General features: G+C 69.3%; 5 protein-coding genes. 1 reads left to right on the forward strand and 4 read right to left on the reverse strand.

Annotated features, from left to right (window positions below; translation table 11 throughout):
* From HOV91_RS36005 to HOV91_RS36015, 3 genes are all read right to left on the reverse strand, one after another.
* The coding region (locus tag HOV91_RS36005; RefSeq protein ID WP_174189681.1) for a non-ribosomal peptide synthetase at positions 1-4,778 on the reverse strand (4,778 nt) is incomplete at its 3' end.
* 1,247 nt (positions 4,779-6,025) lie between these two features.
* Positions 6,026-6,478: a pyridoxamine 5'-phosphate oxidase family protein gene (locus tag HOV91_RS36010; protein WP_174189685.1), complete on the reverse strand. Its 453-nt coding sequence runs from the start codon at positions 6,476-6,478 to the stop codon at positions 6,026-6,028.
* Positions 6,479-6,664: 186 nt separating this feature from the next.
* Positions 6,665-8,086, reverse strand: a complete 1,422-nt coding sequence (locus HOV91_RS36015; RefSeq protein ID WP_174189682.1) for a wax ester/triacylglycerol synthase family O-acyltransferase — start codon at positions 8,084-8,086, stop codon at positions 6,665-6,667.
* Between the two features lie 326 nt (positions 8,087-8,412).
* Here HOV91_RS36015 and HOV91_RS36020 point away from each other — a divergent pair, with 326 nt between their 5' ends.
* Entirely contained in the window at positions 8,413-9,549 is a 1,137-nt protein-coding gene (locus tag HOV91_RS36020) for an NAD(P)/FAD-dependent oxidoreductase (protein WP_174189683.1), read from the forward strand.
* Here the strand turns inward: HOV91_RS36020 and HOV91_RS36025 are convergent.
* On the reverse strand, positions 9,539-13,125 hold a 3,587-nt coding region (locus HOV91_RS36025), incomplete at its 5' end, for a non-ribosomal peptide synthetase (RefSeq protein ID WP_174189684.1). The genes HOV91_RS36020 and HOV91_RS36025 overlap by 11 nt on opposite strands.

Consider the following 13,125-nt stretch of genomic DNA (forward strand, 5'->3'; position numbering starts at 1 on the left):
CCCATGGCCAGCGCGACCTGATCCCCCGGCCCCACCCCCCAGTCGATCAACACCCGGGCGAGACGATTCGACCACTCGTCCAGCTCCCCGTAGGTGAGCACACGGTCTCCCGACACCACGGCCGGCGCGCCGCGATCACCGACCAGCAGGACGTCGGCCAGCACGCGGGGCGTCTCCGCGCGACCACCGGAGGCCGGGACCAAACCCAGTCGCTCGACTCCCGACAGCAGATCCACGTCACCGATCCGCGCCCGGGGATTCGACACGAACGCGTCCAGAATCCGGTTCAGTCGCTCCGCGAGTTCCTCGACGGTCTCCCGGTCGAACAGGTCCGTCGCGTAGTTGACGCGCAGCGCGACGTCGCCGCCCCCGGCGGTGTTCTCCGCGACCGTGACGATGATGTCCACCTTCGCCGGTTCGGCGCCCGGATCGAGCAGTTCCACGGTGAGCTCGGAGAGTTCCAAGCTCGCCCGATCCATGTTCTCGAAAGCGAGATACACCTGGCACAGCGGCGCGTACGCCATCGACCGCTTCGGATGCAACTCGTCCACGACGCGCTCATAGGGCAGGTCGCTGTTGGCGAAGGCATCGACGTCGATGTCCTTGACGCGCGCCAGGAACCCGGTGAACGACTCGTCGGATGACACCTCCGTCCGCAGCGGCACGGTGTTGACGAACATGCCGATGAGCGGCTCCAGGGCGCGTTCGCCCCGGCCTGCGACCGGCGTGCCGATGGTGATGTCCGCCGAACCCGACATCCGGGCCAGCAGCACGGCCAGGGCAGCGTGGACGACCATGAACGTCGTGACGTTGGCCGCGCGCGCCAGCCGCTCGATCCCGGCGAAGGTCTCGGCGGGGATCACGGTGTCGGCGACGTCGCCGCGCATGGACTGGCGGGCCGGACGCGGACGGTCGGCGGGCAGCTCCAGGACCGGCGGCATCCCCGCCAACCGCTGCGACCAGTACCGCAATTGCTGGGCCGCCCGCGAATCCGGATCGTCCGGGTCACCGAGCAGACTGCGATGCCACACGCTGTAGTCGGCGTACTGGACGCTCAACGGCTCCCAGTCCGGTGTCTTGCCTTGCACCCGCGCCTCGTAGGCGACGGCCACATCGACCGCGAGGGGCCGCAGGGACGACCCGTCGCAGCAGATGTGGTGCAGGACGACGACCAGGACGTGCCGCTTGCGGTCGGCCGTCGCCAGCAGCGCCACCCGGATCGGGGCGCGTTCGCGCAGATCGGTCCCGACCGACGCCAGCTCGCGGATCCGCTGCTCGATGTCGTGCGGGTCGGTCGGCCGCGGGCTCAGGTCGAGACCGGCGACGACCTCGTCGGCCGACAGGACCAGCTGTGTCCCTTCCCCGTTCACGGCGGGGTAGACGGTGCGCAGCGACTCGTGCCGGTCGATCACGTCGGTCAGCGCGGCACGCAGCGCCGCGGTGTCCAGACGGCCGGTCAGCTGCACGATCAACGGGATGTTGTAGGCCGCCGAGGTCGGGTCGGTCTGGTTGACCAGCCACATCCGGTTCTGCGCAGGCGCCAGCGGAATGGGCTCCGGTCTGGGCGCGGCCCGCAGCACCGGCCTTCCGGAGCGGTGCCCGTCCTCGAGTTGCGCGGCGAGTTCCGCGACGGTCTGCTTGAGGAACAAGTCGCGGACCGACACGTCGCATCGAGTCACTTCCGCGACGCGCACGGCCGCGCTGGTCGCGGTGATCGAGTTGCCGCCGAGTTCGAAGAAGCTGTCCAGCACGCCAACCCGGTCGATGCCGAGGACCTCCGCGAAAACGTCGGCGATCGACTCCTCGAGCACGGTGCGGGGCGCGACGTACGCCGCGGCCGAGTCGAAGACCGGCTCGGGCAGTGCCCGGTAGTCCACTTTGCCGTTCACGGTCAGCGGCACCGCGTCGATCACGACGATGCTCGAAGGCACCATGTATTCGGGCAGCATCCCGCCGACGTGGGCGCGCAGGGCATCGGCCTCGCAGGCGGCGCCGACGGCCGGTACGACATATCCGACCAGCCGGGCCGCCTCCGTGCCCGGCAGATGCACGACGACGACCGCGGCCGCGACGCTGCCGTGGGTCAGCAGCGCGTTGCGGACCTCGTCCAGCTCGATCCGGAACCCGCGCAACTGCACCTGCTGGTCGGCGCGACCGCGATACTCCAGCTCGCCCTGATGATTCCAGCGCGCCACGTCCCCGCTGCGGTAGAGGCGCTCCCCCGGGTTTCCGAACGGGTTCGCGACGAAGCGTCCCGCGCTCAGCGCCGGTCGCTCGAGGTAGCCGCGAGCGAGTTGAGTTCCCGCGACGTAGATCTCGCCCCAGGCCCCCAGCGGGCACGGACGCAACCGCTCGTCCAGAACGTACGTTCGCAAACCCGGCAACGCCGGGCCGACCGTGCTCGGCGCGCCCGGAACGGCGACGTCCGGTGTGAGGCCGGTGTAGGTGACGAAGACGGTGGTCTCGGTGATGCCGTAGCTGTTGGCCAGCACCGGCAGATCCGGGTTGTGCTCGTACCAGGCGGCCAGCCCGGCCGGGTCGAGCGCCTCGCCCGACAGAATGACCAGCCGCAGCGACAGCTCGCCTTCGGGCTCCCCGGCGTGCGCGTACCGCTGCCGTGCGGCCGCGAACTGGTAGAACGCCGAGGGTGTCTGGCTGAAGACCGTGACCTGCTCGCGCGCCGCCAGACGCACCACGTCGTCCGGCGAGCGGGCGGTGAGGCTGTCCACGACGACGATCCGGCCGCCGGTGACCAGCGCGCCGAAGATCTCCCAGACCGAGTAGTCGAAGGCGAAGGAGTGGAACAGCGTCCAGACGTCGTCGGCCCGGATCCCGATCTCGGCGCACGAGTTCACCAGATAGGTGGACGCGGCACGATGGGTGATCGAGACGCCCTTCGGCCGTCCGGTCGATCCGGACGTGTAGATGACGTAGGCGAGGTGGTCCGGACGCAGCAAGGCGGTGCGATCGGCATCGGTGATCGGGTCGGCGGCTCGCTCCGCGGCGAGCGCGTCTTCGAACAGCACGACGCGGCCGGGATCGCCGGGGACCTGCTCGCGCATGCCGCGCTTGGTGACGACCGCGATCGGGTTCGCGTCGCCCAGCACGTATTCGAGCCGCTCGGCGGGGTGTGCGGTGTCCAGCGGAAGGTACCCGGCGCCCGATTTCAGCACACCGAGGACCGCGACGATCAGATCGGCGTCGCGGGGCATCGCGATGGCCACCAGCGATTCCGGTCCCGCGCCGAGTGCGATGAGCCCGCGGGCGAACCGGTTGGAGCGTTCGTCGAGTTCCCGGTAGGTGAGTGAGGTGGCGTCCGAGGTGACGGCCACCGCGGACGGGGTGTCCGCCGCTTGCCGCGTCAGCAGGTCCACCAGTGTGCCGGAGGGGGATTCGCCGTCGCGGCCCGCGAGCTCCTCGACGATGCGCAGTTCTTCGGCCGGCCCGACGAGCTGGAGGTCACCGATGCGGGTGTCCAGGGGCGCGTCCATCATCCGGTGCAGGAAATCGAGGAACCGGTCCGCGTGCGACGCGAGTTCGTCCTGACCGTAGAGGTTCGGATTGCCGTGCAGCTCGATGAGCAGCGGCGCGTCCGCGCCCGAGCGGTACAGGTTCAGCTGCAGATCGTCGAGGGCGCCGGAGGTCAGCGCGCGATAGCGGCCGACGGCCGAGCCGAGGCGGATCTCCGAGTCGAAGAACAGGATGTTGACGATCGGGCCGAACGAGTTCGCGGACGGGTCGATTGCGGCCGAGTCCCGGCGCAGATCCTCGAACCGGTAGAGCTGGTGGCGCATCGCCGCGACCAGTTCGGACACCGATGCGCGGACCAGCTCCTCCACGGTGGTCGAGTGGTGCACGGCGAACCGGATCGGCACCATGTTCGCCAGCATCGCGGCGGCGTTGCGCAGGCGCTTGGTCACGCGGGCGGTCACCGGCAGCGACAGCGCGACATCCTCGGTTCCGGTCATCCGGGCCAGGAACGCGGCGAACGCCGCGATCACCACCTGCGCGGCGGACGCGTTCACCTCGTCGGCGAAACGGTCGAGCCGGTCGGACAGGTGTGCGGGCAGCTGCAAACCGGCCACCCGGTCGACCTTGCCGGAACGGGCCGTGCGGCCGGACAGACTGACCGGCTTCGGAAGGTCGGAAACCTTGTCCAGCCAGTATGTTCTGTCCGTCTCGTAGCGCGAGCTGGCGCGATAGGCGCGCTCCGCTTCGACGATGTCGTGCAGGCTCGCCGCGTCCAGTCGCGTCGGAGGCCTGCCCTCCAGCAGGGCGTTGTAATGCTCGGCCATCCGGTTCAGGCTGTTGAACGCGCCGTACCCGTCGATCACCAGATGGTGCGCGCGGCCGTACCAGAAGTAGTGGTCCTCGCCGACCCGGATGAGCCTCGTCTCGGTGAGCCGGTCACGGCTGAGATCGACCGCTTTGGTGTTGTAGTCGCGGCGCATCCACTCCATCGCCGCGGCGACCGGATCCTCCGCATCGCTGAAATCCAATACCGGCTCGTCGTAGATGATGCTGCGATCGACGAATTGATAGGGCCGGCCGTCGGATTCGACCACGCGCACCACAAGAGACTCGGTTTCGTGCCCGCCGTCGTTCACCGCCTGTGTGAAGGCGTCGTGGTCCACCGGGCCCTCGATCTCGACGCAGTGTGCGATGTTGACAGCCGGTCCACCGGGCACATGGTCCGCGAGCCACATGCCGTACTGCGCACTCGAGAGCGGAATCAGCCCCAGTTCGCCGTCGGCGGTTCCGTCTGACTTCAGATTCATCGCATGACCCCTCATTCATACCCGGACGCGTGAAGGCACGACGGAAGGACATCGGCCCACGGCATCCGAAATCTGGCTTATATGCACTTCGTCCACTCGACGGCGGCGCTACCCCTGCTCTTCGCCGCGCCGTTCAGGTACCGCATGTAGCTGGATCGGTCCGCGCTCGGTCTCCGGATCGGATACCGGCACGACATGTACGGCGACACACCTCCCGCTTGTCGGCATTTCCAGTCGTCTCAAAATCTGAAAACAGAACTTTTGAACCTGCGGTGAAGCATCGACACTCAGGTGGGACAAGCTATCTGGCAGCAGCCCGGCTCAGTCTAGTGGTATCGAACCTCGCGACTCCGCACGGCGGCCGGGCGTTTCCAATCTCGTTTCGAGCAATACCGGCGCGGCGCGCCCGCGCGACCACGACCGCCGCGCGCACGCGTCGTCAGCAGAAGTGCCTGCTGTCAGCTGGTGTCGTCCAAGGGAGAACACCTGCGATCGGGCATCGTACATGCCGGGTCGAGGGCGGAATCAAGGCGGGACGACCATCGCCCCCACAGCGGCAAGCAGGCCCCCATCCCCGTAGTTCCGAATGATCGTCAGCGACTATGGAGCGATAATGGCAACACATGGGCAATCCAATATATTCGCCATAACTCCGCGCCTCTCGACATTGCCGAACGCGAGGTCGATATTTCCAATCAGACGCTCATACATGGCGCAAATTCCAAGAATGCCGAAGTTCGACTCCGATCACTTAATTCCGAGCAGAATCACTTTCCTGCCGTTCTCGTTTTCGCCGAACATCAACTGTTGTCGCAGTCTCCTCGCCCGACTATGCCGCCGACTTCGGGTATCCAAGCGCGCGTTGTCGTTCCCGACGACGAGCAGACGTACGGCGAGCCGGCCGCGAGAGGCATCCGCCCGGTCAGACCGCGGATCGGCGCATCCGAGCGGTTCCACCGCAGCGTTCGCGAGACCGCATCGCGGCGGGAGCGAACGGCACCGCGACCGTGCCGAGCACGGGCCGCCGCCATGGACCGCCTTATTCCCGCAACGGAACTCGGCGGACGAACCGCACGATACGTTCGGGCAGAATTGGGGGGACGGTGATTCGGTAAATTCGTGCCGCGGTATAGCGCCGGACACTCTGCCTACCAGGCAAGATCACCCGGCCGAGTGGTATACCGAAACGATCGCCGGTCGCATTCCGCACCCGAAAGTCCCGTCGCGCGGCGAGACGCCACAAGAGCCTATCGCGGTTCCTCGACGAGCCGGAAACCGGTCACGATCGTGGGCTCGATGGCGACTACGGTGTCCATGACCCCATCGGCCCAGGGGCGCAGCAGTTCCGCGTAGCGGGCGACCCGCTCGGGGTCGGTAACCGTGCGGGCCAGACCGGTCACGACAACCGACCAACCGACATGGCTGACCGGATCGATATCGTCGGCCTCGTAGGCCACCACGACGCAGGGATCGGCACGGATGGTGTCGGTGAGCCGCGACGTGACCCGGGTACGCACGATGACGGCCCCACCGTCGACGAAATGGTTGACCGGACGGATCGCGGGCAGCGCATCGCGGGTGAACACCACTCGCCCGTAGGCCACACTCGCCAGCAGCCGCAACGCCTCGTCACGGCCGAGTTCGACGAGCGTGCGGCTCGGGACGCCGTTGTCCGCGATGCGGCCGTTCGACGCGATCATGATCTCGTGCCGGGGCACATTGCGCGCGAATCCACCTGGCAATGTCCTCGCTTTCCGGTCTTCACTCGACACTGCGGTCTCCCATACCACCACCGAGTCGTGCTGTCGGACAGGGCAAAAGGTCCCCGATCCGTCCTCCCTCGCTGGCGACTCCGAGTGACCCGGGACCAGCCGACGGGGCGCTCGTCACGGCCCGGTCACCTCCGGCCGCGCAGGCCGCCGGATTCCGGCATGCTCCCGCAGCCGCCGGATCTCCCGCTCGATACCCTCGGCGAGCACCGCGATATCGGGTGCGGTGTCGTAGTCCCCGGTGATGCCGAACGTCAGGTGGCCCGCGTAGCTGAGGATCGCGATCGCGGTGCGCAGTCGCATCGCGATCGGGGTGGCAGGCAGCAGTTCCACTACCTCGCGTCCCCGGATGGACAGCTGTTCGCGGGGGCCGGGCACATTGGTCACCAGCGCGCCGACGGTTCGCTGCGGAAAGCGGGCCAGCAGACGGAGACTCCACGCCATGGGGGCGAACGGCAACCAGCCCGCCAGCCCGAGCACCGAATGCTCGGCTTGCGCCTCGCCGCCCGACTTGTGCCGTTCCATCCGCTGCCGAACAGTGTCCAGCCGCTCGACCGGGTCGGTGAGGTCGATCGGCAGGAACGGCAGCATCGCCGAAACCCGGTTGTCCAGCGTATGTTTCGCCTTGTCCGACCGCATCGAGACCGGGACGAGGATGCGCAGGGTGTCCGGAGCGGGCTGTTCGTTCCGGCCGACCAGCAGGTCACGGTAGGCGGCGGCGACCGCGGCAAGGACGACGTCGTTGACGGTGACGCCGAACGCGGCGCAGATCTCGTGGACTTCCGACAGGGCGGCCCGCGCCACGACGTACCGGCGCTGCCGTCCGATCGGGCCGTTGAGCGAGCACTCGGTGGCGGGCGACACGACCGCCGACGCGACCGGCGCCAGACCGCGCGCCACGCCGAGCACGGAGCGGGACACGGTGAAAGGCAGCCGCGTCACCTCTCGAACCACGTCGAGCCATCGCGGCTCCGCACCACCCGGCGGCTCCGCACCGCCCGGCGGCTCGGCACCGCCCGGCGGCTCGGCAGGAACACGCGGCTCGGGCGCGGTCTGCTCCCGCTCCCCCGGCGCCGCGTCGCAGAGCTGCCGGAACACCGAGATCCCGGACACGCCGTCCACCAGGCTGTGATGCGCTTTGACCAGCAGCGCCCAGCGGTCCCCCGCGAGGTGTTCCACGACGACGCACTGCCACAGCGGATGGTCGCGATCGAGCCGCTCCTCCAATTCCGTCGCCACCAGTTCGCACAGCGCGGGCTCGTCGCCCGGCGTGGGCAGCGCGGTCCACCGGATATGATGGGCGAGATCGAAATTCGGGTCGTGTTCCCACACCGGGGCAACCAGATCCAGCGGCGCTCGCCGCACCTTCTGACGCAGGCGCGCATTCCGCCGCACACCCTCGGCGAGTATGCCGGTGAACTCGTCCCTGCTCGGCGGAGAGCCGGAAATGATCGCCACCGCACCGATGCCCAGACTGATATGCCGGTCGGCGTCCTCTAGTTCCATGAAGCCCGAATCGAGGGGCCGTAGTTCTGTCATGGGGCATGCTCATTCCGGGTGGTCGACGCCCGGCGCCCCGCCGCGCACGGCCCGGGTGACGCGCATCGCGACACCCCGATCATCTGTCCGGCGCCGACCCGGATCGAGTGCCTGGACGGCGACCGGTCCGGAGCGTGCGCAACAGGGTCTACTCGGTACGTCTCTCCAGCATCGCGCGATCTCTCGGCGTAATTGATGGCCGAAGGTCACCGAATGCAGGGCACTCCGGCCACGGCACGCGCGCGCACGGCCCCGAAGGACCGCCGCGCCGGAGGACATCGCTCGTTCTTCTCCGCGTCCGGCGCCACCGGGTGAAGAATCTACGTATGCGAACCGTACTCATTCTCGGTGCGGGGTTCGGAGGACTGGAGCTGGCCACCTGCCTGTCGGGTGCGCGGGCCGACGATCTCCGTATCGTCGTCATCGACCGGAACGACTCCTTCACCTTCGGCTTCGCCAAGCTCGACATCCTGTTCCGCGACGTAGCGCCGGAGGCGGTGCGGGTGCCCTACGCCCGCTTGGCGCATCCGCGCGTCGAATTCCGGCAGGAGGAGGTCACCGAGATCGACCCGCGGACCCGCCGGGTCCGCACCGACCGCGCCGAGTACGAGCCGGACATTCTCGTCATCGCGCTCGGCGCCGATTACGACCCGGGCGCGACCCCTGGTTTCACCGAAGACGGCTACGAGTACTACTCCATGGACGGCGCCCTTCGATTGCGCGACCGCCTCGGCGGCTTCGACGGCGGCGACGTGGTCCTCGCGATTCTGGGCGTTCCCTTCAAGTGCCCGCCAGCCCCCTACGAAGGCGCGATGCTCCTGCACGAGACGCTCACCCGGCGTGGCGTCGGTGACCGCACCCGGATCCAGGTCCTCACCCCGATGGACTCGCCGATTCCGGTGTCGCCGGACACCTCCGAGGCCATCGTCGAAGCGCTGACCGGCCGGGGAATCGGGTACGCGCCCGGCCGCCAGGTCCACGCCCTCGACCCGGGCCGCCACGTGGCGAGCACCAGGAACGGCGACCTCCCCTACGATCTGTTCATCGGCATCCCGCGCCACCGGGTGCCCGCGGTCGTGGCGGCGTCGGGCCTCACCGAGGGCGGGACCGACGGCTGGATCGCCGTCGATCCGCACACCCTCCGCACGCCGTACCCGGGCGTCTACGCCATCGGGGACTGCGCCGACGCCCCGGTCCCGCGCGCGGGCGTCTTCGCCGAGGACGCCGCCCGCACCGCCGCCGCGGCCATCGAAGCCGAACTGCGCGGAACGGCGCCCTCGCAGCGGTACAGCGGGCGGGGCGCTTGCCATATCGAGTTCGGAGACGGGCTGGTCGGCAAGGTCGATGCCGATTTCCTCTCCGGTCCCGCGCCGGTCGCGCCGTTCACAGCACCGTCGCAGGAGCTGGCCCGGGAGAAGGCCGCCGCGGCCGAGGCCCGGCTGCGCCGCTGGTTCACCGGCTGACCGGGCGGTCCCCGCCCGGCTCGCCCGCCCGCCATACCCGCGTCAGCACCTCGGCGATCTGGGCCAGGCCGGACGCCACGGTCATGCGCCAATGCGTCGTCGAGACGGCGTGGTTGTGCACCCGGCCGTCGACGACCCGGCTCCAGATCGAAGCGCCGACGCACCCGGTCGGATCGTCGAGCGCGGCGGTGAAATAGACGACGTCGCCGCGGTACACGGGCGGGTCGTAGGCGCCGCGCAGCGCCACCGAGTGCACTGCCGCGTCGAGGATCCGGGTGACGCGGTCGGAGCCGAACGACGCGAACGGCTCCGGCAGTTCGGCCATCTTCCCGGGCAGCGCCGTCCAGTCCACCTCCGCGACATTGCCCAGATCGCCCGCTTGCTCGCCCAGCAGACCGCCGATCAGTTCGGCCACCGGCACCTGGCCCGCGGCATCGGGCGGCGTATCCGGTGGATCCGCCATATAGCTGTCCATCACCGCGAGCAGCCCCACCTGCTGGCCCGCGCGCTGCAATTGGACCGCCATCTCGTGCGCGATGACGCCGCCGAACGACCAACCGAGCAGATGGTAAGGACCGGTCGGCTGTTTCGATCGGATCAGCGACACGTAGCGCCGGGCCCATTCCTCGATCGAACCCGGCATCGCCTCGTCACTCGCCAGCACCGGCGTCTGCAGTCCGTAGATGGGCCGGTCCGGGTCGAGGTAGGCGGCCAGACCCGCGTACGACCAGGAGATCCCCGACACGGGGTGCACGCAGAACAGCGGCGCGGCCGAACCGCCGGGACGCAACGGCAAGAGCATGTCGAAGGCCGCCTCGGTCTCGACCGCGCCGCTCGCACGGCGGGCCAGGTCGGCGACCAGTTCCGCGGGTGTGGGGGCGGTGAACACCCGCATCACCGGAATCCGAGTGCCCAGGCCGGACGACAGCCGAAGGGTCAGTTTCGCGGCGAGCAAGGAGTTGCCGCCGTGTTCGAAGAAGTTGTCGTCCATGCCGAAGCATTCGACGCCGAGCACCGCCGCGAAGGCGGCGGCGACGGTGGCCTCGACCGGCGTGGCGGGCGCCCGGAATTCCCGCGCCCGGAATTCGGGCGCGGGCAGCGCGCGCCGGTCGAGCTTGCCGTTGGGAGTCAGCGGGATGGCGTCGAGCACCACGATCGCGGCGGGCACCATGTAGCCGGTCAAGTGCTCGGCCACCTGGGTGCGCACCTGAGCCGGGTCCGGCCGGGCGCCCGGCTCGGGGAGCACGTAGCCGACGAGCTGGTCACCGAGTGCGGGATCGGACCGGACCAGCGCGACGGCCCGGCGCACGCCGGGGCAGCGCGCCAGCGCCGATTCGATCTCGCCGAGTTCGATCCGGAAACCGCGCAGTTGCACCTGCTGGTCGCCGCGACCGGCGTAGACGAGCCCGGCGTCGCCGTCGCACCGGCTCCAGCGCGCGATGTCGCCCGAGCGGTACATCCGGGACCCGGGCGGCCCGAACGGGTTCGCGACGAAGCGCGTCGCGGTGAGCCCGGGCCGTCCCGTGTAGCCGCGGGACAGCTGCTCCCCCGCCACGTAGATCTCACCGGGCGTGCCGAACGGCGCCCGGCGCAGCCGGAGGTCCAGCACGTGGGCGTCCAGTCCCGGTAGCGCCCGGCCGATGAGGCTGGCCGGGCTGTCCATCAGGTCCGCGCCGACCTCCAGGAAAGAGACGTGCACCGTGGTCTCGGTGATGCCGTACATGTTCACGAATCGGGGCGCGTCCCCCGGATGACGCTCGGACCAGCGGCGCAGGTGCCGCAGGTCCAGCGCCTCACCGCCGAAGATCACATACCGCAGCGCGAATTCCCCGGAGCCGGTGGCGTTCCGGTCGGCTTCCAGGAGTGAGCAGAACGCCGAGGGCGTCTGGTTGAACACCGTCACCTGTTCGCGAATCAGCAACTCGCGCATCAGTTCCGGGCACCGCGATGTGGCGTGGTCGACCACCACGACGGTGCCGCCCGTGGCGAGCGCGCACCACAGTTCCCACACCGAGAAGTCGAAGGCGAAGGAGTGGAACAGCGTCCAGACGTCGCGCTCGCCGAATCCGAACAGCGGCTGCGTGGCGGCGAACAGTTCCACCGCGTTGCGGTGCGTCACGCCGACGCCCTTCGGCACGCCCGTCGAGCCGGAGGTGTAGATGACGTAGGCGAGATTGTCCGGAAGCAGTGCGGCCGTCCGGTCGGCGTCGGTGATCGGATCGTCGGCAAACCGCGCGGTCTGCTCCAGCAAGACCGTGGGCAGGTCGGTGTCCGGAATGGCGGACCGCTCGGCAGCGGTGGTCAGCACGCACACCGGCGCCGCGTCCGCCAGCACGAAGGCCAGCCGCTGCGCCGGGTAGGTGAGATCGATGGGCAGGTAGGCGGCGCCGGCCGCGAGTACCCCGAGCAGCGCCGCGGGCAACTCATCGGTGCGCGAGACCGTGACGGCCACCAGGCTTTCCGGCCCCGCTCCGGCCGCGATCAGCGCACGGGCGATGCGATTGGCGCGCCGCAGCAACGCCTCGAAGCTCACCGTGGCGGCGCCGAAGCGGACGGCCGCCCTGTCCGGTCCGCGCCGAGCCTGCTGCCCGATCAGCTCCGGCAGCGTCGCCCCCTGCGCGGCCACGCCATCGAACGGCGGCACCCAGGCCCGGCGCGCGGGCGAGACCGCGGGGCGGCCTTCGTCGGCATCGAGAATATCGATGTCCCATACCCGCACCGAGGGATCGACCGCCACCGCGGACACGATCCGCTCGAATCGCCGTCCGAAGGACCGGACAGTCGCCTCATCGAAGAGTTCGGTGGCGTAGGTGAACGTCACGTCCATTCCGGCCGGGCCGTCCTCGCCGGCGGACCGTGGCTCGACAACGACTTGCAGATCGAATTTCGCCGTGATCGAGCCACTGTCGGCAGCAGTGACGGTCAGCTCCGGCAACTCCAGCGCGGGCTGCTCGATGTTCTGGAACGACAGCATCACCGGAAGGAGCGAGTTGCGCGTCCCGGTGCGTGCGGGGTCGGCCTGCTCGAGCACGCGTTCGAAGGGCACGTCGGCGTTGGCGAACGCCGACAGAGCCGTTTCCCGGGATCGTTCGACCAGGTCGTCGAACGTCACGGCCGGGCAGACGTCGACGCGCAGGGCCAGCGTGTTGACGAACATGCCGACCAGGTCGTCCAGGGCTCGTTCGCCGCGTCCGGCGATGGGGGTGCCGATGACGGTGTCGGTGCCGCCGGACAGCCGTGCCAGCAGCGTGGCGAGGGCTGCGTGGACCACCATGAACAGGGTCGCGTTGTGTTCGTGGGCGATTCGGGCCAGTCGGTGGTGGACATGGTGCGGGATGGTGACGGAGGTTGTCGCGCCACGCGTCGTCGGCTCGGCCGGGCGAGGGTGGTCGGTGGGGAGTTCCAGTGGTCCGGTGAGGCCGGCGAGTTGGTCGTGCCAATACGACAGTTGTTGTGTCGCAGGGGAGGACGGATCGCTGTCGGAGCCGAGTGTGGTGTGTTGCCAGAGGGCGTAGTCGGCGTATTGGACCGGCAGCGGCGCCCAGTCCGGTGTGTTGCCGTCGTGGCGGGCGAGGT

Origin of the sequence: Nocardia barduliensis, from assembly GCF_013315795.1 — a bacterium.
GTDB lineage: Bacteria > Actinomycetota > Actinomycetes > Mycobacteriales > Mycobacteriaceae > Nocardia > Nocardia barduliensis.